We start from the raw sequence: 26214 nt of genomic DNA, 5'->3' as shown, positions 1-26214 counted from the left end.
GCGACAAATAAAAGGAGACCTACCGAGGATCTCCTTAATTGAATGCCGTTATGAACGGCTGCCTATCCTTCTACTCTGGCAATATCTTTTGCAACAACATTGAACCTGATCTCACCACGAGGGTCACGTCTCTCTGTGGGCCGGATTACCCCTGCCACCGCGACTTTGTCTCCCTCTTTTAAGTCTTTTGCAACATTTGCCTGTCTCCGGAAGCAGGTAACGCTTGCATAATTGCTTTGCCCGGATTTCGTATCCGGAATATTGACCGATACCATGGATAAACCGGAATTTGGATTAAACACATGTGTAACGGTGCCTGCCAGGATTACTTCATTTTCGTCTTCAGGATACCCACCGTCCTTCTCATCGAGGCCATCCACGAGGTCAGCAAGGATACGTGTAGCGGGTTCAATCTTGTCACCTATAAATTCGGAGATAAAGATCCGCTTTCCATCATCTTGCCTGATGGGCCTTGTACGGATATGCGCTTCAATGCACACCCGATCCTTCATCTTGATATCCTTAGTCAGCTTCGCGTCATCAAAAATGACCGACGGGAAAATGGTATCCTTCACGCCGCTGTCTGTCGCAATACGGAAAGATATACTCCTGGTCGTAACGTGCATACCCACAACTGTGCCTCTGATAAACACAAAATTTCTCTCCTGCATAAAAACACTCCTTTTCTGATATTTTGATCCTCCCCTTAACAGGTATGAAAATGTTGGCTCGCTACTAGTAGAGTGTCAGAAGAGAGGACAAAAAGAAGAGGGATTGCTCCCTCTTCTTACATCTGGATGATATTTACATCGTCCATTTCAGTGAATAGACGAATGGCATCCGCTGTATTCACTGTGGAAACGAATATATTTTCATATTCGTTGTCTTTTTTTAGTAATTCTGCTAATCTTTTCAAGAATTCAGGATCCAGCTCATTTAAGTTATCTATAATGAGGAACCTGGCTCCAGCCGCCGCATTGATGATCTTGGTCAGCAAGTAGCAAACGAAAGTGAACTCACCAGTCGAAGTCTCCCACATGGAGACCCATGGCTTGTCCTTTCCCGGCTTGATCATCACCTGGAACTCCTCTTCGCACTCAAATAGAATGGAAAATCCATCCAGGAACTGCCTGGCTTTCTCGTTACAAAGGGCGTTGAAGGATTTAAGAGCTTTTTTGAGGATCAGGGAACGAACTCCCGTTTTCACGTCCAGTACCCTGACAGCAAACTCTAAAAGGTCCACCAGATGCTCCTGCTTTTTCAGGTCCTCTTCCACTCGCCGCGCGTTTTCATACGCCGCATAGATCTGAAGCTTCCTATTCCACTCCGCTTTTTCCTGGGAATAGTCAATACTAGGATGGTCTTCCGGCTTTTCGCCGATCTCCGGGAGAACAAATTCTTTTATCTGTTTTTCTAGGCCTGCCTTTTTGGTCCAGAGAACGATACCCTTGTTATACACGTCTATGATCTTATCGCGCATGTCTATCTGCTCCTGGCACCTTTTTATAAAAGCCTCTGCCTCCTCTTTGGCCTTCCTGTTTTCTGTGAGTCCCAGCTCCATATCCTGCCGGATCACGCTTTTATCCGTCGTACAGATCAGCTTGTTGCTGATCGGGCAAACCGGTTTACTGAGCGAATCCAGAGTTTTCTGGAAAAGAGCGATATTGCTCTCAAAAATAGCAATGTACCCACTTCTTTTCTTGATGGCTGCTTCAAACTGCGCTTTATGCTGTTCTGCCTGCTTAAAAGCATCGGTATCTGGCTTTTGCACGGATTCATAGCTCTTTAGCTCTTCTTTGAGTTTCTCAAGTCGCCTCTCTGCATCTTTCCTTGCTTCCATCCTACGATTATAATCCGCCATGTGCCTCTGAGACTCAGCCTGCTGTCCCTCTTTTGTGGCAATCTCATAGAGAGATTTTTCCAGTTCCTCCTTCGTTTCTTTTGGAAGCTGGGCTTTGTCAAACGAAGCTTTCGCACGAAGATCGGTAAGCTTACTCTTTTCAATGCGCCTGAGCTCAAAAAATCGTTTGTAGGCTTTCTCAATCTCATCCAGCCCAAAAGACGGGATTTCGATATCATTCCTTAATTGCCCTTCCTCATCATAAAGATCCCTATAGAAAATATTCTCCTGATAACCCGGGAATTCCTTCCAAAGGAGATTGATCAGGTCATCATCGAGCTGCCGGCAGGTAAGATCCGATATCAGGTCGCACATCTTTGGGAAATTGATCTTCAATGGAAGGATAGAAAGGAAAAGATCCGTGAGCCCCTTCTGGTCCAATCCAGAGAAAAAGTTTACGCAGGTCATAGGCTTGTAAAGACTGATGTCAACACCTAGTTTTTCCTTCAAGTATTCATTAAGCGATTTCTGAGTCGTCTTTTTCCCGTTACATTTTACTTCCGTCCCTCCGAATTTTCTGGTCCTCTCGAATGTAGAATCGTCCTCCAAGGTGATAAGGATTGAAGCCTGTTTCCCTTTATTGCCTATGTCTGTCTCTTTTCCCTGTCCTGTCAGTGCGAACAATATCGCGTTCAGCACGGATGACTTCCCATGGCCGCATGGACCGATCAGGACATTGAGATGTTCCACCTCTAACACAAGGTTCTCTACCTCTTTGAAATTATGTATTTCCACTGTCTTTATTTTCACACTATTCCCTCCTCTATAACTGCATATCCTTTATCTATAATAGCTCCAATTGGCAGATATGTCTGCGTTCCGGCTTTGATCCAGTAGCTCTTTTTATGTCCAAAGGGAATACTTTTAACATATCTTACGTCATCCACCAAAATGGTCGATCCAAGCTTCAACTTTTGTATTGTTTTCCGCTTTTCATTGTGCGAATAACATTTGTCTCTCCATGAACGCGCCCATTCATTGACTGTTGGTGATAACAGCTCCAGGATAGACTGCGGACAATCATAATAGCAAGGCCCCATGTCTTCCGATATTACCTTGATAGATATATTGCAGTAGTTTTTTTTATCAGTAGTTGTTAGGATGACAACACCTATCACATCAAGGCTTGGCATCTTGACAGCTGCGTAATACACGGCTCCATACATAACAGCGCGAAGAAGCTCACCTGCACAATACTTACTTATGTAACTATCACATTCTTTTTTTCGGTCAACACTTCCACTTTTTGTATAATGTACCGCATGGTAACTCGTCCACCCCATCGTAGATCCTCCTTTAATTCTATTGAACATCCAGATATATATTTATATTCTCCTTTCCTCTGGAAATTTGTTCTAGGGATAGATTGGATTTTCCCAGGGCAAACAGAAAAGGAAGGATTACTCCTTCCTCAAAAACTTTTTCCACCCGGCCAGAGGCCGCCTGCAAGCAGACAGCATGGCCAAGAGCGGAAAATGACGGAAGGATAACGATATAAGCCCGGCGTCCCGCTGACCACAAGCTGCTTTGCTTGTGGTCGTTGCCGCAACAGCGACACGGCATATGCATCGAATTATAGTCCTTCCTGTGCGCCTACAACCTCTTAATCCACCGCCCATTTTCTGTCTGCAAGGGCTGTGCAGGGCTAATCAACATCTGGCTTTCACCTGTCTGTAGTGCCACCCGCCGACTTTGAATGTTGATTTCTGGACTGCGATATAAGTCCGGCGTCCCGCAATCATATTGTGGTTTCCAACATGAAAGTTGCCATATACTTGACACGACTTATCCATCGGCTTACGTCCAGATATTCTTTTGCAAAAGAAATGGTCTTTCCCACCGTCATCCCCGAATAGTCCCACACAGCTCACAGGGATATGGTCTGCTTCCTATAAGTCGCCACCGTCCATCAGCGTAGCCGCAACCCGCTGTCGCTCTTTCAGACCTCTTCCACTTTTGAACTACCACGCCCTACGCAATGCTTAGAGGTCGTGACTTCTTGTTTCTACGATCCCGGTTATTGTCACACCCACAAGGAGCAGTTTCCCCCGGATCTCCGCAAGCGTATTGGTTTGGACCGTCCCGGCCCTACCTTTCCATATATAAAGTTAACCTTTACCACATTTGTGGATGACATGCGCAACAGCTTTTCACGGCTGATTGTGCCGCCGATGTATACGTCATCTGAGCTGTTGCACATATCATACGCTTCGTGCGCATCGGCTACGTACCCCTTGTAAAACCACCTGTCCCCTTCGGGCTCCTTATACTTCCAGGGTCTTTTCAGAATTGCCGGCTACCACTTACTCACGACCTATGGCGTTATCTCTCCGAAAATAAGTTTTTGTAGAACATTCCTAGTGGATGGGCGATATTCTACTTGGTGGAAAAAAGCAGGTCAGAAGCGGCTCGGACGCTTTTCTTACGGTTTTGAAGACCGTAGTTTTACCGATTAATCTACCGACCTACAATGACTCCGACGGGAATCGAACCTGTATTTCCCAGTGAAAGGGCAGAATCTTAACCTCTTGACCACGGAGCCAGACTGGACTGGTTGGATCTGAACCAACGAAAGCAGGAGTCAAAGTCCTGTGCTTACGTCATGGCGACAGTCTAATAATTAGCAAGCAATTTCAGCGAATTTTCCATGAGATTTTGTCCATTCATAAAGAGCTCTTTCATCTTCTGTGTAGTGCTCAAACCGGAAGATATCAAGGGTCCCCTCCAATCTTTTGGGGTAACCGATTGATCCTATTCTTAGCTTTTGCCTGACAAAACGGATTTCCTTTCCAGTAACAAGATCCATATAGTCAGCATCGAAATATCCGTTACAACCGGGACCAGGTTTAATATTCTTATATACGTTAGATACATAATACTTACCTGACACTTTTGACCTCCCTTGCTTAAGTCATGTTCAATACTAGTATGTAATATCTTTCGGTAATTCACTTTTTTTGCACTAAAAGAAAAAGACTGACTTCTGTCAGTCCTTTTCTGCAACATGTATCTTAATGGAACGGAAGATCCTCGTCAAATCCGTCTGGAATATTCATAAAGCCATCAGCACTGTTTGCAGGCGGCCATGGAAGTGATCCTTGCGAACTTGTTGAAGGGTCAGGCGTATAATTGTTTTCACCTGTCTGCTGGGGCGGTACCGGAGGAAATCCTAGATTATTCTGAGGTCCTGCTCCCTGAGACGCTCTGCGCTGTGCGGAACTCTGTCCATTCGGCACTGCCTCTCCACTATTCTGTCCGGTGTTTCCATTATTTTTTGACTCCGCAAAGTCATGCTCTTCCACTACAACCTCTGTTGTGTATACCTTTACGCCGTCCTTGTTGGTGTAGCTTCCCGTTTGGATACGCCCGCAGACAACGATCTTTGTTCCCTGGTGAAGATACTTTTCAGCAAACTCTGCTCCTTTACCAAATTCCAAACAACGGATAAAATCTGCCGTCGGATCTCCATCTCTGTGAAGTCGCCTGTCCACGGCCAGGGTATATCTGGCAATGGCCAGTGGTTTCTCTCCCTGTGAGTATCTCACTTCCGGGTCTCTCGTCAAACGGCCCATTAAAATCACTTTATTCATCGTAATTCCTCCTGAATTATTTTATTGATATATCCTCCCAGATACATGCTTTCTTTCCTCCTTTCCTCTGGGAAACATATCTACGGATAGTATGAATAGAGTCCAAAATAACAGAGATCTTTTTTTTACATCAATGTCCAGATTGCTCCGGATTCCCTTTATGTATTTGTATGATCGTACATATCTCAGTTACTTCAGCAATGTTACTGCCTTGTTAAGTCCTTTGTTTTCCTATGAAGATCGTACATACTTCAAACAATAAAATGCAACTGTAGATAGTTGCATTTTATTGATAGTCTAAGTCATAAAGAAGTCCCGCTTTTCGTGACTTTTCCTTCTATTCTGTTGTGTATCCGTACCTCTCTAATACCTCTGCAAACTCCGGATCCTTATCTATATACCGGTCGAGGAATTCATAGGGTGTTGCAGAGCCGAGCTCTTCGTTGACTTCTGTCAGGATTTCCGGATCCATATATTCTGCAAATAAGTTCATATCCTCCGGAGTAAGAGTTGCTTCTATAAGCGGAGTCATTTCTTTTCTCTCTGTTACAGTTGCTTTTGTACATCCTATTGATGCGACAAAAGTTCCGATTGCCGCTGTACATGCCAACACCGCTATTACACTAACAATTCTTCTTCTCATTTTAAAATCCTCCATTTAAATCTAATTAGACTATCGTGATATAATTCTCGCTCTCCTTTCATCACATTTTATAGTCAGGAATAGGGTGATAACTGGGAAGAAAAACAATAGTGTAAAAAAGAATAGCGCCTCTTTCTTTATACATACTATAAGAGAAGCAATTATATCCTTCATTAAGGATAAAAAGATATAAAAGGAGGAATATGACTATGGCTACAACAAAAGATTTTAAGACAAGGACCTGCTTGTACGAAAGAGAGTTTCCCTGTCCAGCAGGGAAATGGCTGATCGGTCTGGACATTGGCTATTCAGCGGTAAAGGGTATCTCCCCTAATAAAGTATTCTGTTTCCCGGCTTATGCCAAAAAGGTCCCTGCAGATAGGCTGGTACTGAAAGAGTCATCCGACACCGATATCCGTTACAGGGATCGTACCAATGGTACCTGGGTGGTCGGTTCTCTGGCATACGACGAGGTGGATGCTTCTGAAATCCCGGAGTCTGACTCCGAGCTCTACAGTCGCTATCGCTACTTTTCCACCATGTTCCTGATTCTTGCACGGGTCGGGATTGCAATGGCTCTTATGAGCAACCAATACGGGGATCCATCTAAAATGCCGGAGTCTCCGGATAAGATCCAGATCCAAACAGGTCTTCCGCCCAGATATCTGGAAGGGGACACAGCGGATATCAAAGAAGCGATCAGTGGTTTCCATGAATTTGAGCTGAAGGTTGGGAAAAGGAAATGGACCAGGTTTACCTTTTCGCTCAATACCGGAAATATTCACGTGATGTCTCAGCCTCTCGGTGCATTCATCTCGGCTGCAAAAGACACGGAAGGTAAATGGATCAAAGATGCCAAAGCACTCTTTGAGAAGAATGTGATCGTCTTTGATCCGGGATTTGGAACAACTGATGAATATATCGTCAAAAGGGGAACCGTTGTGGACTCACAGACATTTTCAGAGTACGGTATGCACGAAGTGTTTGCACGTACATGCCGGGATATCAACGCGGCTTTTGGGCTGAGCCTTTCAGTTCCTGAGCTGCAGAACTACCTAGATAGCGGGGAGGTACGTGTTGTGAACCGAAAGGAAATGACCAGAAGGCCATACAGTTTTGAAAACATCCTTCTTGATAAATCCAGAGAAGTGATGACAGAAATGATCGAAAAGATGAAGAGTATCCATAACTATTTTGCGGACGTAGATTACATCATCTGTACCGGTGGAACCTACGATGCCTGGGCTCAACCCTTTAATGCAGTATTTCGTAACATGGAAGGACTGGCCATCATCCCGGGTAATACCAACGATCCTTCCCTGAGCAATATCTTCACAAATGTGCGTGGGTACTATTTTACCCTGTTTCAGTCAGCGATGTAAGGAAGTGATTCTATGAATGTCAGGATAAACTTTGTTCCGCGTAGTGACTTGGATCTGATTGCCCTTTATGTACATCCAGATTTTGATATGTGCCGCCAGATGAAAAGAGCTGTCATAGCTTATGTCCGGGGAGATGAGTCTTTCCTCATCTCCCTACCGAACCGGCCATTACCATCTCCGGTACAGATCAAGAATTACCAGACATCTTTTTCTTTGTCTCCAAAAACGGACGAAGACGTGATCCGATTTTTAAGCCAAGTCCGATATAAGTACCGTGGCCTTGCAGTCAAACTCATTTTTCGGATGTACATGGAACGGGCCTATCTTGACGCATGCTTTGATGAGGTAATGTATCCATTATTAAAAGAAGGATCAACTGCAGATATACCTGAATATCAGATTCCACTTGATAAGAAAAAGGACGCTGTGAATATTCGTTCTTCTGCAAAAGGGCGCAGCCAGAACATGAAAAACGAGAAGCGGTCAGATCTATCCATTCAGGCTCCGATCAATAAGACGAAACTCGTCTCTTCAGAACTTGAAAAACCAGACTCTCCTGTGAAACGAGATTTTTCCGGGGAGAACATTTTGAAAGAAGCGAAGGATCCAGAGCTGCAAAAGGAAGATGGATCCACCACTGATAACGATGATTTTGATTTTGACGCTGCGTTCGCCAAACTGATGAGTTAAATGTAAGGGGGATATTATGGGTGATTATTATAATAAGATGGATGTATATGATGAAAAGATACGACCTTTGATAGATGAGCTCAAAAAGACTTGTATACTAGAACAAATGCCAATGTTCGTAACTATTGCTGTAGAAAATGATGCCACATATACTTCATACAAAAGCGATATGGTTTTGGCAGGATCGGGGGTTAGCCTTACAGATAATCGGATTTCTGACCTTCTACTTATCTTGAACCATTTTGATGCGGAGTATCCCGAGCATATAAAAAGGGCGGTCCGGGAGCTGCAGTGCTATATGGATAGCCTACTTAACACAAGCCATGCTGTTACAGAACAAAAATTGTCGGATGATGTGATTGCAAAGATGCCTAAAGTAATCTCCTGTGGAGACCGGGCAAAGCTTCATATAAAGCCTCCTGATGAGTCAATATTGGATGACTTTTGGAATGACCAGGTTGAGTGAGGATCAAATATCCTCACTCTTTTCCTTTTCCTGGCTCACCATGCACTCAAGCACTGCTTCAACTCCGAATATCTCAAAATTCTTATATAGATGCTCCAGTTCTGTTTTGTCATATTTCCGAAATCGGGTTCGTATCCGTTTCTCTTCCACTTCAGATGGGGTAAAAGTCTTTATGATTTTTTCCATAATCTGATCTATACTTTGTGATTTACTCATAACCGGCACCAGCTTACTTACTCAAAATCTTCATCGTGATCCAATCGTGCGATCAATTCCGCAGCCCTGTCAAAGCACATCTCTTCATCTGCGTTTCTGCGCATCTGTTTAGAACGATTCTTCATAGTTTTGGATATATTCAGTGTGCTCGCTTCAATTGTGATATTTCCAGAATTCTTCCTTGATCTTTTCATTCGGTAACTTTTTGGTGTCCGAAAGACACCTTCCTCCTTCCAATATTCTTAATGGTAGTATGATACATAATCAACAAGTCACCTATTTTTACACTAAAAAAACCCCATCTCATTTATGAAATGGGGTGCTTATAGCCTTATATTTCAATTGCTGTTATATTGCAACATCGAAACAATATTCGTATTTATGCGCATTTCCGCGGTTACATACTGTGTGTCCTTGTGAGAATATAGTATTCACCATATAACCGCCGACAGATCCGTTCTGTCTGGAAGTAAGGTCACCGTTGTAGCCCTCTGTGAGCGGTACGCCCAGCTCGCTTGCAACCTCGTATTTGAATTTGTCCAGTGCACCCTTTGCTTCAGGTACTGCTGCTTTGTTAGATGAACGATTAGTCATTTTTATACTCCTCCTTTTTTGTAACATTTTGTTTTGTTGTTACACCGATAGTATATGGAGGATTTATAATATTACACTAGCATTTCCTGCATGCTTTTCCATTTTTTTCAACCATTCAGAATCGGCAGCTTCCGGGGAGGAGACAGCCTCACTGGCCATCTGGAGAAGCCTTGCGTCCTGGAAGACATCCCCCAGCTTAAAATTCATAAGACCGCTCTGGCGGATGCCGAACAAGTCTCCCGGTCCCCGCAGCTTCAGGTCCTCGGCTGCGATCTTGAAGCCGTCGTTGCTCTTGTTTAAGATGTCCAGCCGCTTCTTCGTCTCCTCATCGTGGGAGCCGGTCATAAAAATGCAGTAGGATTGGTATTTCCCCCGCCCCACCCGGCCCCGCAGCTGGTGAAGCTGAGCCAGGCCGAAGCGCTCCGCGTTCTCCACCATCATGACGGTGGCGTTGGGCACATTGATCCCCACTTCGATGACCGTGGTGGAGACAAGTACCTGGATCTCTCCACTGCCAAAACGCTCCATGATCTCGTCTTTTTGTGCCTGCTTCATCTTTCCGTGAAGGAAGTCGACAGCGATGCCCTCTCCCAGCTCCTCCTGGAGCATGGAGGCATAGTCTGTCACATTTTCCACCTCCAGATGCTCGCTCTCCTCCACCATGGGGCAGATGATATAGCACTGGCGTCCCTCTGCCACCTGTTTTTCTATAAACCGGTAGGCCGTTTTTCGATAGTTTGTGTCCACCACGCAGTTCTTGATGGGCAGACGGTCGGAGGGCAGCTCGTCAATGACGGAAATATCCAGATCTCCGTACAGGATAATGGCCAGCGTCCGGGGGATGGGGGTGGCACTCATGACAAGAATGTGGGGCATTTGCCCCTTCTGGGCCAGCATCTCACGCTGTTTGACTCCGAACCGGTGCTGCTCGTCTGTCACAACCAGAGCCAGATTCTTGTAGCCTGCCTTTTTCTGGATGAGGGCGTGTGTGCCGATGATGATCTGAGCGGTCCCATCCTCCATCCGCTGGTAGGCCTCCCGCTTCTCTTTTACCGTCATGGAGCCGGTAAGGAGCTCAGTCCGGATGGGAATGTGGTGCTCCTCCAGCATGGAGGTGATGGACTCGTAGTGCTGCTTGGCCAGCACCTCGGTGGGGGCCATGAGAGCGCCCTGGAAACCATTCAGTGCCGCTGTCATAAGAGCCAGAAGAGCGATGACTGTCTTTCCGGATCCTACGTCTCCCTGGACCAGGCGGGACATAGAAAAATCTTTCTGCATATCCGTAAGGATCTCATCCCAGACCCGCTTCTGGGCCCTTGTGAGCTGATAAGGCAGTTCGCGGATAAAGGCGTCTACCTGTGGCTTTGGCGTGATATGGAAATCATTGCGTGCCCGGTCTGTCTCCTCCTTCAGCAGCCGCAGGGAACAGATAAACTGGGAAAATTCCTCGAACACAAGCCGGTTCCTGGCGTGAAAGTACACTTCCTTGTCCTCAGGGAAATGAATGCCGCGCAGGGCATAATTGTACTCTGCCAGCTGATACCTAAGCCGCAGCGTCTCCGGCAGCAGTTCCCGCTCCAGAGGCAGACTATCCAGTGCCTGGCGGACTGCCTTCATGACCGTATTGTTGGAGAGGCCGCTGGTCAGCGGGTAGACAGGCTGCATGGTATGGAGCTTCTCCTCATACTTGGCAGAGGGGTAGAAAATCTCCGGGTGCTCCATGACAAGGCCGCTCTTTTTCCGGGACACAAGTCCGCGCAGGGTGATGACGCCGCCCCTTGCCAGTGTGTTCCGAAGAAAGGGCATGCGGAACCAGACTACTTTCAGTGTGCCGCTGATACCCTTCAGATAGAGGGACGTAACCTGCATGGACCGGTTCCCTGACACCTGCACTCTGCCGAAAATAGCGCCTGTGACGGTCTGGACTTTTCCCTCCACCACCTCACTGATCAGGACCGGCTCCTCGTACACATCATAGCCTCTTGGATAGTACTGGATCAGGTCGCCCACGGTATGGATACCCAGTTTCAAAAAAAGTTTTTCTGTCTTTTCTCCGATCCCCTTCAGCTCATGGACCGGTGTCAGTTTATTCATACGACAATCTCCTGCTTTACTATCTGATTTTTCCGGACAAAAGAAATAACAGGCAAAACCCATGCCTGCTATTCCCTGTTATAACGTATCCTTTGGATCTATTCTACAGCCAGCACATAATAATAGATGGGCTGTCCGCCGTAATGTGCATCCACATCCACGTCCGGATATTTTTCTTCGATCTCAGCCACAAAGCGCTGCGCTTCCTCCTCTTTCACTTCCTCGCCGTAATACAGACTGATAAGCTCAGAGTCCTCATCTACCAGCTGATCCAGCATCTGCCGTGTGGTCTCCTCGATCTGCGTACCCACAGCAATGATACCCGCATCGCCGATGCCCATGATATCGCCTTCATGAATCTCCTTGTCGTCGATCTTTGTATCGCGCACAGCGTATGTCACCTGGCCGGATTTCACCTGTTCGATGGCCTCCAGCATAGCCTCCTCATTCGCCTTCCCGTCGGCCTCAGGCATAAAGCTGATAATAGCTGTGATCCCCTGTGGTACGGTCTTTGTCGGGATGACGATGATCTCCTTGTCTTTCACAAGAGCTTTGGCCTGGTTGGCTGCCAGGACAATGTTTTTATTGTTGGGGAGGATGAAAATTGTGTCCGCATTTACATGATCCACTGCATTGAGCATATCCTCTGTGCTCGGATTCATGGTCTGTCCACCCTCAATAATGTAATCAGCACCCAGTTCACGGAAGATCTCATTGAGTCCTTCGCCTATGGAGACAGTAATGAATCCCATGGGCTTTCTGGGCTGCGCAGCAGCGGCCTTCTCCTCCGCTTCCTTCTGCTGTTTTGCCAGCTTCTCAGCGTCACGGATCAGCTTCTCCTGGTGTTCCTCGCGCATGTTGTCGATCTTCATGCGGGAGAGCTGGCCATAGGTGAGGGCTTTCTGAATGGCAAGTCCCGGATCATTTGTGTGTACATGGACTTTCACCACGTCCTCATCAGCCACGCAGACGATGGAGTCGCCAATGGACTCCAGATAAGCCTTGAATTCATGCTCATCTGTCTCTGTGAACTCTTTCTCTGTCATAATGATAAATTCGGTACAGTAACCAAACTTGATATCAGCCGCGGACTCAGCGGAAACTTTCTGCTGGCCGGCCAAGGCAGATCCGGCACTCTCGGATGCGAGAGTGCTGTAATCGATCTCCTTGCCAAGGAAAGCATCGTAGGCACCCTTCAGGACTTCCATAAGTCCCTGTCCGCCGGAGTCCACAACACCTGCCTCCTTCAGAACCGGAAGCATGTCCGGAGTCTTTGCAAGGACTGCATCTCCCTCCTCAAGCAGGGCAGGGATGAACACTTCCAGATCATCCGTGGTCTCAGCCAGTTCACTCGCCTTCTCAGCGATGCCCCTGGCAACGGTGAGGATCGTCCCCTCCTTTGGTTTCATGACAGCCTTGTAGGCTGTGTCCTTGGCACGCTCGCAGGCTGCCGCAAGGTTTTGTACATTGATCTCCTGCTCATCCCGCAGAGCCTTTGTAAAGCCACGCAGAAGCTGGGATAAGATCACGCCGGAATTTCCCCTTGCACCCCGAAGAGATCCAGATGAGATAGCCTTCGCCAGAGATTTCATATCCATGTCAGCGAGAGCTGTCACTTCTTTTGCCGCCGCCATGATGGTCAGCGACATATTCGTACCTGTATCGCCGTCCGGCACAGGAAACACGTTGAGTTCGTTGATATATTCCTTTTTCGCCTCAATATTCTGCGCCCCGGCAAGAAACATCCTGGCGAGCATATCCACACTTATAGAATTTGTAGCCACTTAAAAGTCCTCCTTAACTAATCGATGACTCTGACGCCTTCGATGTAGATATTGATTTTATCCACCGGCATGCCGGAAAATTCTTCCACTTTGTATTTTACATTGCTGATCAGATTGTCCGTGACAGCGGAAATGCTGACACCGTAGGACACGATCACATGGAAATCAATGGTGATCCGGTTATCCTCTGATATGGTCACCTGGATGCCGTGAGTGAGACTGTCTTTTTTCAGAAGTCTGACAAGGCCATCCTTCACGTTGACCGCTGCCATGCCGACAATGCCGAAGCACTCAACGGCAACAGTACCCGCATATTTTGCGATTACTTCAGGATTTACTGTGATGATACCAAGATCTGTGCTCATGCTTCCCTTCATATAGTTCCCTCCAATGCTCTATTTTCATACTTTGATATAAGTCTGCTTAACAAAGGTATTATACTCTGTTTTCCATTGTTTTACAACAAAAAAAGACTAACTTCCCATGTCTGTATAGGGAAATTAGCCCTCTTTTCTCACTCGCTGATTAAGCACGCTCTACTTTGCCGGATTTTAAGCAAGAAGTACATACATACATTCTCTTTGCTCCGCTCTCTGTTTTTACACGTACAGATTTTACGTTTGATTTCCACATTTTCGGTGTCTTTCTATGAGAGTGGCTGACACTGTTTCCAAAGTGAGCACCCTTTTCGCAAATAGCACATTTCGCCATGACTGCACCTCCTAACGCTCATAATAGTCTGTTCTCCAGACTCGCAACAATCACATTCTATCAGAAGAAGTTCTAAAATGCAAGCATTTCTTTCTGATTTTCAAAAATATTTCTCACTTGTCATCTTTGCAGCAGAAAAACAGTTCATATGCAATCAGAAGACAAAGGATAATACAGAGGACTTCCACAAACAAGTTGGGAAGCCAGATGCTGATCAGAACCCCAACTGCGATCCAAAATAAGGCAAAGCCGGCTACCCGTTTCATAAAGACATTTCCCCCGCACAGGGTTTCTTCTTTCTATCTTATGCCTTGCCGCAGCCGGGCAGAACTTACAGTTCTTACTTTTTCTCCTCTTCTGCTTCGTCCAGAATATCGTTCAGGTCCTCCTCGGACATCTTGCCATTTCCTTTGGAAGTGAAACGGTCCAGCACATCCGGAACCATGTCCAGGATTTTTGTGATGGTATCCTGGTTCTTGATATTTACAAGACGCGTCGTGCCATTCTGGATGACAAGGACAGCGCTGGGAGTCATCTTGCCGCCCAGACCACCTGCACCTTTCTCTTTTTTCTCGCCGCTTTTGTCCCCGTTAAAGGCGCCGGCCCCAACGGCAAAGGACACATCCACGAGGGGAAGAATGATGGTGTCGTTGATATGGATGGCGTCTCCTACCACCGTCCTGGAAGAAATGACAGCGTCCATCCCCTGAAACAGAGCTTCCACAGTCCCTTTAAAATTATTGTCAGCCATATTAGTTAACCTCCTATGTTCTTATGCTTCCGCATGCAGCAATCCCCGTATATCCCGGAAAGTCTCCCGCACTGCCCGGCGCCGGATCAGCTGGAAAACCGCAAAGACGAGACTGGCTGTATAAAGCCGTCCCTCCAGTTTCGCCGCGCCCTGAAAGATCCGTTCCTCAAAGTCGGGAGAGATGCGTACTTCTCCAGGCAGAAAAGGATAGAATACCGCGATCCCTGCCAGCAGCTGCCCTGTGTGATAGGGATCCTCAAATCCAAAGCGCAGAGAAAGTTTGAAATGCCTGGGAAGGACATGTACGAGAAGCCGGATGACTTCCTTTTTTGTAATATAGAATGCCTTTTTATGGATCTCGTCACTTAAAAAATCTGATACCTGCTCTTTCTTTTCCATGAACAGGTCTATTTTATCACAGATCTTGCGAAAAGTACATTTTATCTTTTGAATGACCTGCTGAAGCCGCCGGTATATTTTTTCAAGCGCTTCGCGGATCTTATGGTGCTCCTCTTCATCGCCGGCCCGTGTTTCTTTGCTCCGCGCATAAGTTTCTTCATGTGCTTCACGAGAAGTTTCAGTTGTCTTCTCAGCTGGCGCAGATGCTGCTGGCGCTTCTTCAATTGTCTCAGTCTTCTGCGGATCTTTTTCATGTTTTTCTTCATGTTCTTCTCCATACTCTTCCTCCTTCTGCGGTCGAACTTCATCCGTACTCTTTTCCGGCTCCGGTGCCCGGGAAACCGACAGCTCCTCTTCCTGACTGTCTGTGCGGAAGCTGCCAAGCTTTTTCCAGGCGATCCTGCCCCTCACAGAAGATCTGCCGTCCTTGAATGCAAACCGTATCTCGAGCAGGCCGAGCAGCCAGGTGACCCGTCCCTGGGCTTTGAAATCCTTTTTGCCCGCATCCCATTTTGCCGCCCCCTGATAGCAGAAAGGGACAAAGAGAATGATACATAGCACTAATAGGAGTATGCCCAGTATGACGGCTAATATGACGCCTGCAATTTTTAAGATCAACAATAAAATATGAAGCATATTACTTTTCCTGTTCCCTGTAGTGTATGTAGCCGCAGACATCTGTCCCCATGTTTGTCTCTATCGTCTCCTGGGTGATCTGTCTGACAAGTTCCAGGGCTTCATCATAGTCACTGGCGATACCTGCGATAAAAAGTCCCTCAGAGGGGTAACCTTTCTGCAGAAGTTCTGCGGAGGAAAGGATCTCCATACGCTCCTGGCCATAGTTGCACAGGGCGACCAGATACACCGGCACCTGGAGTTTTCCCCGGCGCAGACGGCGGATCACCTTCTCCTTCTTCTTTTCCAATCCCTCTGACAGATACAGACGCTTTGCAAATTTCATAACGACAAGTCCTCTTTATACAATCTGCGAGCCGGTACGGTTCCACAGATCTGCTACTGATTATAATAATAACTGTCCAGGATCTCTTTTGCAACATCTACTGCTCTTGTACCGCCGTCAGACTGTTCCACAATCACGCAGATGGCAAGGCTTGGATTGTCCACATCTGTAAATCCGACGAACCAGGAGTGGTTTTTGGAAGAGTCGCCGTCCGCGTACTCAGCCGTCCCGGTCTTGCCGGCCACACTGTAGCCTGCTCCGGAAAAGACGGAACCTGTGCCGTAGTCTGTCACATTCTGCATGTATGACTTCAGCTGTGCCGCTTCCTGGGATGTCATAAGGGATCCATAGCTGTCAGGGGAGACCTCACGGACGATGGAACCTGTATAGTTCGTCACCTGCTCCACCAGGTAAGGGCGCATCAGGTTGCCGCCGTTTGCAATGGCGGAAGTGATGAGCGCCATATGATAGGGGCTGACCTGAGTCTCCCCCTGCCCCATGGCTGTCATCATCCTTTCTGAGGAGGAGGCGTTCCCGTCCAGGGAAAAGCTGCTCTTGACCGGGGAGATGTCGTTGCCTGGAAGGGCTTTGTTAAAGAGCAGGTCTCCGGCTGTGTCCCGGTAGCCGGAAATATCCAGCGAAAGTCCGATGTTACAGAAGGATGAGTTGCAGGAGTAGGCAAAGGAGTCTGCCAGGCTGACCGTCCCGTGAACCTGCCCGCCGGCGCAGGGAATGGTCGCGCCATCGGAGGTGATGGAACCATTGCATGTGTAGACATAGCTGTCATAGTCTGCATGTTCCCGGATATATTCCAGGGCCGTCACGATCTTGAAGGTGGATCCAGGGGCGTATTGCCCCTGGATAGCGCGGTTCAGAAGACTGCTGTCCGGGTCGCTGTTTAAAGCGTCCCAGTTCTGTTCTACTGTGTTGGGGTCAAAGTCCGGCTTGGACAGCATGGTAAGGATCTTCCCTGTGGTGGGTTCCAAGATCACCACAGCCCCCTTATTGTCACCCAGGGCATTGTAGGAGGCCTGCTGAAGGCTGGTGTCCAGCGTGGTCACGACATTGTCACCTATGTTCTTTTCATCCCGGAATTCATTGCTTAGTTTCTCCAGGAAAAAGGCGTTGGAAGTGAGCAGTTCAAAGTTCTCTGTGGACTCCAGCCCGGATTTCCCCTGGCTGGAATACCCTACTACATGGGCATAGAGACTTCCATAGGGGTAGCTGCGGTATTCGCTGCCGTCCTCCGCTGTCTCTGTGGAAGCCAGGACATTTCCGTCCTTATCAAGGATACTCCCCCGCACCACCCGGTCTGCCATGGAGTCCAGCCTTGGGTTGTAGGGGCTGTTGATGATATCCTTGCTCTCCACAATGTTGAAATATCCGATATAGACCATCAGCACAAGGAAGAGAGCTACAAAGGCATAGGTCACTCTAGCGAACTCTTTGTTTACTTCCCGCTTTTTCTTTTTTTCTTTCTTTTCCCGCTGTTTTAACTCTTTTTTGCCCTGACGGCTCAGAGAGGCCTGCTCCTGCCGCCTCTTTTGGCGTTCTTCTTCTTTTCTGAGCTCGTAGCTTCTGTTCTTTCTTTCTTCTTTCAATGCTTTCTTCCTCGTCCTCTCTTAAGATGTAAAGTCCCTGGATGATCGCGAACATGATCAGTGTGCTGATCATGGAGCTTCCCCCGTAGCTGACAAGGGGAAGGGTCACGCCGGTGGACGGAATGAATTTGATCACGCCGCCTATATTCAGAAATACCTGAAAGATGTAGCAGGTTCCAAGTCCCAGCGCCACCAGCTTATAGAACTGATTGTGGAGCTGCATGGCAATGTTCAGGAACATGATATAGCAGCTCACAAATATAAGGATGAGACAGAGGGCAAAAATAAGCCCCAGCTCCTCCGCGATGGCTGAAAAGATAAAGTCTGAGTCCCGCACCGGGATGCTCTCCGGTGATCCCTGGCACAGCCCCATGCCGAACCAGCTTCCGGTTCCGATGGCGAACAGAGACTGAGCTACCTGGTAGCCGCCGCTGTCGTAAGTGGCAAAGGGATCTCTCCACACATTGACACGGGTCTGTACATGGGAGAACAGATAGTACCCTGCCACCGACGCACAGGCCCCGGCGCCGATACCGGCCAGCATGTAGAGGGGCTGTCTTGTAGCCACGTACAGCATGACCAGATACACGACAAAAATAATGAGGGCAGCTCCCAGATCTGTGGAGATGACAAGGATCAGAACATGGAGGGCAGCGATCATGGTGGTCACCACCACATTTTTAAACTCGGTAGACTCCTTCAGGCTGGCCGCCACATAAAACACAAAAATGATCTTCACCAGCTCAGAGGGCTGTATGCTGATAGAGCCGATGGTGAATCCCAGCTTGGCTCCGTAGGACACCTGCCCCAGCACCGCCACGATGGCAAGGGAAGCCATGCCGGCAATAGCGTACAGCTTCCGCAGTTTGGCGAGGCCTTTTACTTTCCGGATAATAACAGGAACAATAAGACTCAGGGCAATGCCGGCAGCCGCAAACACAAACTGCCGCATGGCCGTGCCGTAGTCAAGCCGGGTCAGCATCACCAGCCCGATACACAGGAGCATGCACATATTGTTGACCACAAGCCGGGATACTCTCGGATAGATCTTCGTGTATAAAAAGATCGTCATAGCAAAAAGCAAAACCTGGGCCAGATACAGCCCTGCAATCCGGATATCATCCATCTCCAGGTACAGGACCAGGAATGCGATGAGATGAAAAAGGAACATGAGAATGTTCTGCCTGCGCAGCATCTCCTGCTTCTTCTGCATATCATGGTAGCCAAATATTGTGAAGCACAGGTATGTGTACATGATGATCAGTATAATGATCAGATATTTTGAAAGTTCTACAATAATATTAACCAACGTTTCACCTACTTTACTCCCCGTTTGAAATGCCCCCGGGTAAATCCTTCCTCCCACTGGGGCGTCTGGCCGCCGCAGTGCCACTTGCGGAACATTTCCAGCACCTCCCGGGTTCTCTCCCCGCTCTCCCAGGTAAACCCGCAGAGGAGTGCGCCGGGTGCCAGAGCCCGGATTTCTTTTTCCTGCCCAAAAAGGACAAGAGGATCGGGGTTATATAGTATATTATAACAGTAAAGGCATTCACTTCGCACCATAAATTTCTTGTGATACCGGTCTGTCACAGAGGTCCACCCGGCCTTTCTGGTGCATGCCTTTGTATGCTTGCGGATACATCCCGCGCTGACCATAACCGGAAAATACCCGTACACGGGCAGGATCATCCTGCTCCTGTCCAGATCCCCCAGCTCCTGCGCGTTCAGCTCCAGCGGCGCCTCCGTAAAGTCTGCCCCCAGATCCCGCCAGAATGCACAGGCCCTCCTGTTCCAGGCATAGGCGGAAGCTCCGGTGTCCACAGGCTTGGAGAAACCTTTTTCTTTCAGCAGAAGAAGGCTCTCCAGATTTTTCACCATGGCACCGTCGAAATTCCGGGCTATGGCGTCCAAATGTTTCCCGTAAAAATCTTCTGCCTCCCTGCGGTAAATCTCAGCCATGGAAACATACACTTCCACCTGCCGGCTTCTGGCCTTGTCCAGAAGCTCCTGCGCACCGTCCTGGGCCCAGACTGTGTCTGAGAGATAGATCCTTTTCACAGCGGGGATGGACAGAGCGGCCCATGCCTGCTCTGCAGACATAGCGGCGACAAAGAGAGGGATCTCTCCAAGAGGGCGCTCCTTCGAAGGCTCACTGCAGGGAATGCAGGACACTTTCTGCACATCGTCTGTTCTTCGGAAACTGCCTGTGATCCTGTCTTTCAGCTTTTCCAGGCCTGCCCGCCGCAATGCATTGAGAGACTGAAGGGGAAGGAAGATATCTCCCTCTGTCCGGATGTCCAGATCCTGGAACGCAAATTCTGTATTGCCGGTTTTTTGCATCTGCTTTTGCAGCTGTTCCCGGGAAAGAGGCCTGCTGAGGGCTTCCTGCACGGTGTCGCCGGTGACAGTTACCTCCGCACGTCCCCCTGTAAGGACGGCAGATAAAATAAGTGTAGCACTTTTTCCGGGGGAAAGTATTAATTTCCCATTAATTTTTTTCTGCAATGGCTGTTCTTTCCCGGTTTTGACGGCAGTTTCCTTCTTCTGCGCCTGCGCCGGACGGTTCAGGGAAAGCATCTCCCTGCCGTTGTGACGGGTATAGTATCCATCTGTGTATCCCCGCCGCTGGTAGGCCTCCATGAGTATCCTGCGGTCTTCCGCCGACACGCGAAAGTCATCCTGCTTTCCTTCTTTCAGGCTGTCATACAGATCTGTGTATTTCCGGTACATGGCAGTGACTGTCTCCACGTAGGAAGGCTGCTTCATCCGCCCCTCGATCTTGAAGGACGTGATGCCTGCCCGGACCAGATCCGGTATGAGATCAATAGCACAAAGATCCTTCAGGCTTAAAAGATCTCTCTCTTTTCTGTCATGCTCCGCTCTCCAGGGGAGGCGGCACGGCTGGGCACACTGGCCCCGGTTTCCGCTCCTGCCGCCGATCATGCTGCTCATAAGACAGCGCCCGGAATAGCAGTAACAGAGGGCTCCGTGTACAAAACTCTCGATCTCCAGATCCGTCCTGTCAGAGATCTGCCGGATCTCTCCAAGAGAAATCTCTCTGGCAGGCACCACCCTTGTGACTCCTTTTTGCTCCAAAAAGGATGCGCTGATGGCGTTTGTCACAGTCATCTGTGTGCTGGCATGGATGGGGAGATGCGGGAACTGCTCCCGGATAAATTCCATCACTCCCATGTCCTGTACAATGACCGCGTCCAGCCCCTGTCTGTAAAAAGGAAGAAGATAGTTGTAGAGCTGGTCAAACTCCCGCTCTTTGACAAGAGTATTGACTGTCAGATACAGTTTTTTTCCGTGGATGTGGGCATAGTCGATCCCTTCCAGCAGCTCCTCCTCTGTAAAATTCTGTGCAAAAGCCCTGGCTCCAAAACAGGCTCCCCCCGCGTAGACTGCGTCGGCACCTGCTGCAAAGGCGCACTTCAGTATATCCAGCGAGCCGGCCGGAGACAGGATCTCCACGGGGCCGCCCTTCTGCCCTGGTTCTTTTTTATCTGTTTGATGCGGATATGGCATATCTGTCTTTCCTCTCTCTTTGATCTGCATTTAAAAAGGCTGTCACATGACAGCCTATTTTTTCTGATTGTTCTTCATCTCTGTTTCCAGCTTGACGATCTTCATCTGAAGCTCTCTGTTCTCTTCCTTCATGCGGTCCAGAGCTTTCTCTGCGTTTTCAAGCTTGATCTGCACGGAAATGAGCTCATGCTTCAGATCGTACATCTCTTTATCTTTTGCCTCGATATCGCTCTCCAGAGTGCCGCCCTGCTTCTTGGCCTTGAAATAATCATCGGCAATGTTCAGCGCAAGGAGGATGCTCCTTGTCTCGGCGCTCTGTTTGCGGTATCCCTCACTGTTCGTACACTCTTCTAATTTATGGTTCAGATAGGTGGACACTCTCTGCAGATACTCTTCACTTTCAAATCCACTAAGCGTGAAGACTTTCCCCCCTATAAGAACTTCTGTATAATTTTTTGATGATGCCATAAATGACCTCCCGCCCTTTTACGTTTATCCTGCAATCCATTATAAACTATTTACATATAAAAACCAACTATTTTTCGATATTTTCAGGTGAAATTCCCAGATGCTCATAGCTGAGAGCCGTCACTACGCGGCCCCGAGGCGTCCGCTGTATGAACCCGTTCTTCAGAAGATAAGGCTCGTAGACATCCTCGATGGTGCCAGCGTCCTCCCCCACGGAGGCTGCCAGCGTATCAAGCCCCACAGGTCCGCCCTGAAATTTTTCGATCATGGTAAGAAGGATATTTCTGTCAATATGATCCAGCCCGTACTTGTCCACATCCAGAAGATCCAGGGCAAAGTCCGCCACTTCCTTAGTGATCATGCCGTCGTATTTTACCTGGGCAAAATCCCTCACACGCTTGAGAAGCCGGTTAGCCAGCCTGGGCGTCCCCCGGGATCTTCTGGCAAGCTCCATGGCCCCGGCCTCGTCGATCTCCACGCCCAGCACAGCTGCCGAATTCATGATGATGGTCCGAAGCTCCGGGACTGTGTAGAACTCCAGGTGATGGACAACTCCAAAACGGTCCCTCAGCGGCGCTGTCAGCATGCCTGCCCTTGTGGTCGCTCCCACCAGGGTAAACTTGGGAAGATCCAGCCGGATGGACCGGGCCCCGGCGCCTTTGCCGATGACAATGTCAATGGCGTAATCTTCCATGGCCGGGTAGAGTACTTCCTCCACCTGCCGGTTCAGACGATGGATCTCATCCACAAAAAGCACATCCCCCTCCTGGAGGTTGTTCAGGATGGCAGCCATCTCCCCCGGCTTTTCAATGGCCGGCCCGGAGGTGACTTTCATGTGAACATCCATCTCATTGGCAATGATGCCCGCCAGCGTAGTCTTTCCAAGACCCGGAGGGCCGTAGAACAGGACATGGTCCAGAGCTTCGCCCCTGGCCTTTGCCGCCTCAATATAGATCTTCAGTGTGGCCTTTGCCTTCTCCTGCCCGATGTAATCTTTCAGATACTTGGGACGGAGACTGTTTTCTATCTTAACATCTTCTTCCAGATTTTCTGTTGTGATAATTCTTCGTGTCATGTCATCTACCTGCTTTTAGAACATCATTAATTTGAGAGCGCGCTTCAGTACGCCCTCCACCTGCATGTCCTCAGTGATCTCCACCTGGCGCACCGCCTTCAGGGCCTCCGTACTTCCATAGCCGAGAGCCACAAGAGCCTGCACCGCGTCATTCTGGACAGAGCCGGAAAGAACAGCTCCAGGGCCAGGCGCGCTGTCCGCTTCCTGGGAGTGACTGAGGGCATCTTCCAGGTTCAGCTTGTCTTTCAGCTCCAGGATCAGCTTCTCTGCCGTCTTCTTCCCAATGCCGGGAGCGGCCGAGATAGCCTTCACATCACCCGAGAACACAGCAAAACGCAGCTCGTCTGAGGTCAGCTGGGACAAGATATTCAGGCCTCCTTTGGGGCCGATGCCGCTGACGCCTATGACAAGCCGGAACACTTCCAGGTCGTCTCTTGTGAGGAAGCCAAACAACTGCATGCTGTCTTCCTTTACGCTGAAATAAGTATGGATCTTCACCTGGCTGCCGATGGCAGGAAGTCGTCCGATGGCACTGCCGGGCATAAAGATCCCGTATCCAATGCCCCCGGCTTCCACTACGATCCTGTCCTCTTCCACTGCGGCAAGCTCGCCTCGTATATATGAAATCATGTGACTTATCTCCTTTGTCAGTTTAATGTAATGCCTGTCAGGCGTCTCAGCATGCTGTCAGCGGCAATGCCGATGACAAGCCCGGTAATGAGCCCGGCTATCAGGAGCACAGGAATATAGTAAGAGACACTGAAGGTCTGGACCACAAACATGGCCACGATCAGCTGACCTACATTGTGCATGACACCACCTGCGATGCTGACTCCCAGAATACTGAAGCCTCCGCTCTTTTTCAGAAGAGCCATCACAGTCAGGCTGAGCAGAGCGCCGGCAAGACTGTACAGAATACTGAACATGCTGCCAAAAATAAGGCCGGCCAGGACAACTCTTGTTACAGACAAAAGATAAGCCTCTCTGAGGCTCATCTTGTAAAGTGCGATCACTATGATCAGATTGGCAAGTCCAAGTTTAACTCCCGGAATACCGATCTGGAATGGTATAAGGGATTCCACATAACTGAAAATCAGGGCCAGTGCCGTGAAAACCCCGAAATAAGCGACTCTGGTCTTCAAAAGCAGCACCTCCTAATTTGTGACAGCGTCGTATTCGCTCTCCTGGCGGGACTGGATCTCAACGATCACCCGGTTGGGGAGGCAAATTATGCTCTCATTGTCAGCAGATACAGCGCGCTGATTCACGCAGAGCTGATCCGGACAATCTGCATCGATCATCTTGGCACTTCCATTTCTGATCCGAAGCGTGTTGGACCCTCCGTTGATGGATATCTCCCGGTCTTCCGTGAGAGGATAAGTGCCCTCTATCACACCATCCACACGGATCACGGCCACACCGCTGCCTGTGTCCTTGAGCACCTCATGGAGAAGCCAGGCTCCCGCGGCTACCACCAGGATGAGAATGATCAGTATGATATCTTTTGCCTTCAGATGTTTTCTCATGTCTACTGCTTTCGCTTTCTTCTAAATACTATATGTGCTATTCTATCATATCGTTTTGTGATATGCAACCACATGTTCGGACTGGCTGTTCTGCCACGGCCATGGTATAATAACCACATCGTGGTCAGTATAGCTGCTTACAGAACAGATCCTGCAGGGCAGCAGCAAAGTGCAGCGCTGGCCCAACTTTGACAAATGAGGTGGAAAATATGATTTTACGCAAGAAAAGGTCCATTGCAGGCCTGGCAGCTGCAGCGGCTGTCTTTCTGACATCTGGCTGTTCGGCCGTCTCCTCTGAACCTATGACATATACTGACACACTATTCGACAGTGTGATCTCTCTGCAGATCTACGACAAAAAGGATCGGGACATCCTGGAGGAATGCAAAGAGCTGTGCCAGAAGTACGACGCTATGTTTTCCCGGACCAACGAGGAGAGCGAAGTCTCCAGGATCAACAACGCCCAGGGAAATCCGGTGGAAGTGTCTCCAGACACAGCCAAGCTTGTCAAGAAGGGGCTCTACTACGGCAAGCTTTCAAACGGCGCCTTTGACATTACCATCGGTTCCGTGTCCAGGCTGTGGGATTTTAAAGCTGAGGCACCAGCTCCTCCGGATCCGGCAGCTATCGCCTCTGCGCTGACTCATGTGAATTACAGGAAGGTAGTTGTGGAGGGGAACACAGTTACCCTTCAGGACCCTGCGGCAGCTATCGACCTGGGAGCTGTGGCAAAGGGATACATAGCGGACAGGCTGAAGGAGTACCTGAAGGGAGAGGGAGTGCGCCACGCTCTCATAAATCTGGGCGGCAATGTGCTGGCAGTGGGCGACAAGCCGGATGGTTCGCCCTTTCATATAGGCATTCAGAAGCCTTTTGACAAGAGCGGCATCCCGCTTACGTCTGTCAGGATTGATGACAAATCCATTGTCACATCAGGAACCTACCAGAGATATTTTGAGAAGGACGGTTCTCTGTACCACCATATCTTAGATGCCGCATCCGGCTATCCCTGCAATAATGGTCTGGCTAGCGTGTCCATCATCACTGACTCCTCTCTCACTGCCGATGCGTTGAGCACCACCTGCTTTCTGCTGGGTCCTGAAAAAGGCATGAACCTTGTCAACCAGCTGGAGAATGTGGAGGCCGTATTCGTGGACACGGACAATCGGATTACCTACTCAAATAACTTTCAGAAATAAGATAAAAAGGAACTTCTCAGGTTGAGTAAGTTCCTTTTTCATATGCAGTCTATCGTTCATCAAAGTACCATCGCGGCTTAAGATCAATAGCCATATGTCGGGTAAGCGCTGAAGAGCGCAGCTCCAAAGACAAACATGACAAGAATGGTAAGAACAATGACCACCGCCTCGATGATCAGGGCAGCCCGGCAGTAATTTCTGCGGTTGATGTTTCCGTTTTTACCAAAAGCCCATACGAAATAGAGAATGATGCCTGCGCAGGGGATCATCAGTGCCAGGATAGTGAGTACCCAGTCTCCCATAGACATGGGGCTTGTGTCCATGCCGCCATACTGCTGGGGATTGTAACCGCCGTTTCCTCCATACTGCTGATTATAGTTCTGGCTGTAATTGTAATTCTGGTACTGATACTGGCTCTGGTCCTGGTACTGAGTCTGGCCGCTCTGGCTGTAGTATCCTCCCTGTCCCTGACTGCCGCCATAGCTGTATCCAGCGTTGGGATCCGTGTACTGCTGCTCCTGCTGATTTTGGGTATTCCCCGCGCTGTCTCCATTTCCGGAATATATATTGTCCTGTCCGTTATCCGGCTGATTGTTATAATTATTATCCATTTTGTTTCCTCCTTGAGACACATGA

At 48.7% G+C, this 26214-nt stretch carries 27 protein-coding genes; 4 read left to right on the top strand and 23 right to left on the bottom strand.

The annotated features are described in order from the left end of the window. Positions 1–62: 62 nt before the first annotated feature. From Q5911_RS02435 to Q5911_RS02410, 6 genes are all read right to left on the bottom strand, one after another. Positions 63–671, bottom strand: coding sequence for a hypothetical protein (locus tag Q5911_RS02435; RefSeq protein WP_303180695.1), 609 nt, complete (start codon positions 669–671; stop codon positions 63–65). A 116-nt stretch (positions 672–787) separates the two neighbouring features. Then, positions 788–2650 carry an AAA family ATPase gene (locus Q5911_RS02430; protein WP_303180693.1) on the bottom strand — a complete coding sequence of 621 codons (1863 nt, stop codon included), beginning with the start codon at positions 2648–2650 and terminating at the stop codon, positions 788–790. Continuing rightward, the gene (locus Q5911_RS02425; RefSeq protein ID WP_303180691.1) at positions 2647–3183 is read right to left on the bottom strand and encodes a hypothetical protein; all 537 of its coding nucleotides are present in this window, start codon (positions 3181–3183) and stop codon (positions 2647–2649) included. Before Q5911_RS02425 ends, Q5911_RS02430 begins: the two co-directional genes overlap by 4 nt. A 1337-nt stretch (positions 3184–4520) precedes the next feature. Beyond that, complete coding sequence (locus Q5911_RS02420; protein WP_303180689.1) at positions 4521–4790, bottom strand: hypothetical protein; 270 nt, start codon at positions 4788–4790, stop codon at positions 4521–4523. Positions 4791–4911: 121 nt separating this feature from the next. Next, entirely contained in the window at positions 4912–5490 is a 579-nt protein-coding gene (locus Q5911_RS02415) for a single-stranded DNA-binding protein (RefSeq protein ID WP_303180687.1), read from the bottom strand. 337 nt (positions 5491–5827) lie between these two features. Then, a complete protein-coding gene (locus Q5911_RS02410) occupies positions 5828–6133 on the bottom strand; it encodes a hypothetical protein (RefSeq protein WP_303180685.1) in 306 nt (101 codons plus the stop codon). A 209-nt stretch (positions 6134–6342) separates the two neighbouring features. Between Q5911_RS02410 and Q5911_RS02405 the strand changes: the two genes are divergently transcribed. The 3 genes from Q5911_RS02405 to Q5911_RS02395 are packed head-to-tail and all read left to right on the top strand — an operon-like array spanning position 6343 to position 8671. Further along, entirely contained in the window at positions 6343–7515 is a 1173-nt protein-coding gene (locus Q5911_RS02405) for a ParM/StbA family protein (RefSeq protein ID WP_303180684.1), read from the top strand. Positions 7516–7527: 12 nt separating this feature from the next. Continuing rightward, on the top strand, positions 7528–8205 hold the full coding sequence (locus Q5911_RS02400; protein ID WP_303180682.1) for a hypothetical protein: 678 nt from the start codon (positions 7528–7530) through the stop codon (positions 8203–8205). Positions 8206–8221: 16 nt separating this feature from the next. Then, the gene (locus Q5911_RS02395) at positions 8222–8671 is read left to right on the top strand and encodes a hypothetical protein (protein WP_303180680.1); all 450 of its coding nucleotides are present in this window, start codon (positions 8222–8224) and stop codon (positions 8669–8671) included. Positions 8672–9235: 564 nt separating this feature from the next. On the opposite strand, the gene Q5911_RS02390 is transcribed toward Q5911_RS02395, so the two are convergent. The 16 genes from Q5911_RS02390 to Q5911_RS02315 form a co-directional block, all read right to left on the bottom strand. Then, entirely contained in the window at positions 9236–9481 is a 246-nt protein-coding gene (locus Q5911_RS02390; protein WP_303180679.1) for an alpha/beta-type small acid-soluble spore protein, read from the bottom strand. Positions 9482–9544: 63 nt separating this feature from the next. Beyond that, complete coding sequence (recG, locus tag Q5911_RS02385) at positions 9545–11575, bottom strand: ATP-dependent DNA helicase RecG (RefSeq protein ID WP_303180677.1); 2031 nt, start codon at positions 11573–11575, stop codon at positions 9545–9547. A 98-nt stretch (positions 11576–11673) separates the two neighbouring features. Further along, entirely contained in the window at positions 11674–13332 is a 1659-nt protein-coding gene (locus tag Q5911_RS02380) for a DAK2 domain-containing protein (RefSeq protein ID WP_442913469.1), read from the bottom strand. 44 nt (positions 13333–13376) lie between these two features. After that, a complete protein-coding gene (locus Q5911_RS02375; protein ID WP_076777439.1) occupies positions 13377–13736 on the bottom strand; it encodes an Asp23/Gls24 family envelope stress response protein in 360 nt (119 codons plus the stop codon). Positions 13737–13884: 148 nt separating this feature from the next. Next, entirely contained in the window at positions 13885–14070 is a 186-nt protein-coding gene (gene rpmB, locus Q5911_RS02370; RefSeq protein WP_076777440.1) for a 50S ribosomal protein L28, read from the bottom strand. Between the two features lie 340 nt (positions 14071–14410). Continuing rightward, complete coding sequence (locus Q5911_RS02365; protein WP_076777441.1) at positions 14411–14821, bottom strand: GerW family sporulation protein; 411 nt, start codon at positions 14819–14821, stop codon at positions 14411–14413. Between the two features lie 21 nt (positions 14822–14842). Beyond that, positions 14843–15856: a DUF2953 domain-containing protein gene (locus Q5911_RS02360; protein WP_303180671.1), complete on the bottom strand. Its 1014-nt coding sequence runs from the start codon at positions 15854–15856 to the stop codon at positions 14843–14845. A 1-nt stretch (position 15857) separates the two neighbouring features. After that, a complete protein-coding gene (locus tag Q5911_RS02355; RefSeq protein WP_076777443.1) occupies positions 15858–16181 on the bottom strand; it encodes a hypothetical protein in 324 nt (107 codons plus the stop codon). Between the two features lie 53 nt (positions 16182–16234). After that, positions 16235–17578: a peptidoglycan D,D-transpeptidase FtsI family protein gene (locus Q5911_RS02350; RefSeq protein ID WP_303180718.1), complete on the bottom strand. Its 1344-nt coding sequence runs from the start codon at positions 17576–17578 to the stop codon at positions 16235–16237. Positions 17579–17615: 37 nt separating this feature from the next. Further along, positions 17616–19091: an FtsW/RodA/SpoVE family cell cycle protein gene (locus tag Q5911_RS02345; RefSeq protein ID WP_303180669.1), complete on the bottom strand. Its 1476-nt coding sequence runs from the start codon at positions 19089–19091 to the stop codon at positions 17616–17618. A gap of 8 nt (positions 19092–19099) precedes the next feature. Further along, a complete protein-coding gene (locus Q5911_RS02340; protein WP_303180668.1) occupies positions 19100–21310 on the bottom strand; it encodes a peptidase U32 family protein in 2211 nt (736 codons plus the stop codon). A 54-nt stretch (positions 21311–21364) separates the two neighbouring features. Next, positions 21365–21778 (bottom strand): cell division protein ZapA, encoded by a 414-nt coding sequence (gene zapA, locus Q5911_RS02335; protein ID WP_076777445.1) that lies wholly within the window; start codon positions 21776–21778, stop codon positions 21365–21367. 67 nt (positions 21779–21845) lie between these two features. Continuing rightward, on the bottom strand, positions 21846–22853 hold the full coding sequence (gene ruvB / locus Q5911_RS02330) for a Holliday junction branch migration DNA helicase RuvB (protein ID WP_226394023.1): 1008 nt from the start codon (positions 22851–22853) through the stop codon (positions 21846–21848). 15 nt (positions 22854–22868) lie between these two features. Then, positions 22869–23483, bottom strand: coding sequence for a Holliday junction branch migration protein RuvA (ruvA, locus tag Q5911_RS02325; protein ID WP_076777447.1), 615 nt, complete (start codon positions 23481–23483; stop codon positions 22869–22871). 17 nt (positions 23484–23500) lie between these two features. After that, positions 23501–23995, bottom strand: coding sequence for a Gx transporter family protein (locus Q5911_RS02320; protein ID WP_076777448.1), 495 nt, complete (start codon positions 23993–23995; stop codon positions 23501–23503). Between the two features lie 12 nt (positions 23996–24007). Beyond that, complete coding sequence (locus Q5911_RS02315; RefSeq protein WP_076777449.1) at positions 24008–24379, bottom strand: NusG domain II-containing protein; 372 nt, start codon at positions 24377–24379, stop codon at positions 24008–24010. A 209-nt stretch (positions 24380–24588) separates the two neighbouring features. Here Q5911_RS02315 and Q5911_RS02310 point away from each other — a divergent pair, with 209 nt between their 5' ends. Then, positions 24589–25578 (top strand): FAD:protein FMN transferase, encoded by a 990-nt coding sequence (locus Q5911_RS02310; protein ID WP_303180666.1) that lies wholly within the window; start codon positions 24589–24591, stop codon positions 25576–25578. An 83-nt stretch (positions 25579–25661) separates the two neighbouring features. Here the strand turns inward: Q5911_RS02310 and Q5911_RS02305 are convergent, their stop codons facing one another. Next, the gene (locus tag Q5911_RS02305) at positions 25662–26189 is read right to left on the bottom strand and encodes a hypothetical protein (RefSeq protein WP_303180665.1); all 528 of its coding nucleotides are present in this window, start codon (positions 26187–26189) and stop codon (positions 25662–25664) included. Between the last annotated feature and the right edge of the window lie 25 nt (positions 26190–26214).

The sequence above is a fragment of the Lachnoclostridium phocaeense genome (assembly GCF_959599685.1).
Taxonomy (GTDB): Bacteria; Bacillota; Clostridia; order Lachnospirales; family Lachnospiraceae; genus Claveliimonas; species Claveliimonas monacensis.
Note: the sequence above shows the minus strand (reverse complement) of the source record. Positions and strands in the feature narration are given on the sequence as shown.

What these genes read in the sequence shown, in the direction of transcription:
- Q5911_RS02435 (WP_303180695.1), bottom strand. Translation starts at nt 671, where the DNA reads ATGCAGGAGAGAAATTTTGTGTTTATCAGAGGCACAGTTGTGGGTATG.
- Q5911_RS02425 (WP_303180691.1), bottom strand. Translation starts at nt 3,183, where the DNA reads ATGGGGTGGACGAGTTACCATGCGGTACATTATACAAAAAGTGGAAGT.
- Q5911_RS02415 (WP_303180687.1), bottom strand. Translation starts at nt 5,490, where the DNA reads ATGAATAAAGTGATTTTAATGGGCCGTTTGACGAGAGACCCGGAAGTG.
- Q5911_RS02410 (WP_303180685.1), bottom strand. Translation starts at nt 6,133, where the DNA reads ATGAGAAGAAGAATTGTTAGTGTAATAGCGGTGTTGGCATGTACAGCG.
- Q5911_RS02405 (WP_303180684.1), top strand. Translation starts at nt 6,343, where the DNA reads ATGGCTACAACAAAAGATTTTAAGACAAGGACCTGCTTGTACGAAAGA.
- Q5911_RS02400 (WP_303180682.1), top strand. Translation starts at nt 7,528, where the DNA reads ATGAATGTCAGGATAAACTTTGTTCCGCGTAGTGACTTGGATCTGATT.
- Q5911_RS02395 (WP_303180680.1), top strand. Translation starts at nt 8,222, where the DNA reads ATGGGTGATTATTATAATAAGATGGATGTATATGATGAAAAGATACGA.
- Q5911_RS02390 (WP_303180679.1), bottom strand. Translation starts at nt 9,481, where the DNA reads ATGACTAATCGTTCATCTAACAAAGCAGCAGTACCTGAAGCAAAGGGT.
- recG (WP_303180677.1), bottom strand. Translation starts at nt 11,575, where the DNA reads ATGAATAAACTGACACCGGTCCATGAGCTGAAGGGGATCGGAGAAAAG.
- Q5911_RS02380 (WP_442913469.1), bottom strand. Translation starts at nt 13,332, where the DNA reads ATGCTCGCCAGGATGTTTCTTGCCGGGGCGCAGAATATTGAGGCGAAA.
- Q5911_RS02375 (WP_076777439.1), bottom strand. Translation starts at nt 13,736, where the DNA reads ATGAAGGGAAGCATGAGCACAGATCTTGGTATCATCACAGTAAATCCT.
- rpmB (WP_076777440.1), bottom strand. Translation starts at nt 14,070, where the DNA reads ATGGCGAAATGTGCTATTTGCGAAAAGGGTGCTCACTTTGGAAACAGT.
- Q5911_RS02365 (WP_076777441.1), bottom strand. Translation starts at nt 14,821, where the DNA reads ATGGCTGACAATAATTTTAAAGGGACTGTGGAAGCTCTGTTTCAGGGG.
- Q5911_RS02360 (WP_303180671.1), bottom strand. Translation starts at nt 15,856, where the DNA reads ATGCTTCATATTTTATTGTTGATCTTAAAAATTGCAGGCGTCATATTA.
- Q5911_RS02355 (WP_076777443.1), bottom strand. Translation starts at nt 16,181, where the DNA reads ATGAAATTTGCAAAGCGTCTGTATCTGTCAGAGGGATTGGAAAAGAAG.
- Q5911_RS02350 (WP_303180718.1), bottom strand. Translation starts at nt 17,578, where the DNA reads ATGGTCTATATCGGATATTTCAACATTGTGGAGAGCAAGGATATCATC.
- Q5911_RS02340 (WP_303180668.1), bottom strand. Translation starts at nt 21,310, where the DNA reads ATGCCATATCCGCATCAAACAGATAAAAAAGAACCAGGGCAGAAGGGC.
- zapA (WP_076777445.1), bottom strand. Translation starts at nt 21,778, where the DNA reads ATGGCATCATCAAAAAATTATACAGAAGTTCTTATAGGGGGGAAAGTC.
- ruvB (WP_226394023.1), bottom strand. Translation starts at nt 22,853, where the DNA reads ATGACACGAAGAATTATCACAACAGAAAATCTGGAAGAAGATGTTAAG.
- ruvA (WP_076777447.1), bottom strand. Translation starts at nt 23,483, where the DNA reads ATGATTTCATATATACGAGGCGAGCTTGCCGCAGTGGAAGAGGACAGG.
- Q5911_RS02315 (WP_076777449.1), bottom strand. Translation starts at nt 24,379, where the DNA reads ATGAGAAAACATCTGAAGGCAAAAGATATCATACTGATCATTCTCATC.
- Q5911_RS02310 (WP_303180666.1), top strand. Translation starts at nt 24,589, where the DNA reads ATGATTTTACGCAAGAAAAGGTCCATTGCAGGCCTGGCAGCTGCAGCG.
- Q5911_RS02305 (WP_303180665.1), bottom strand. Translation starts at nt 26,189, where the DNA reads ATGGATAATAATTATAACAATCAGCCGGATAACGGACAGGACAATATA.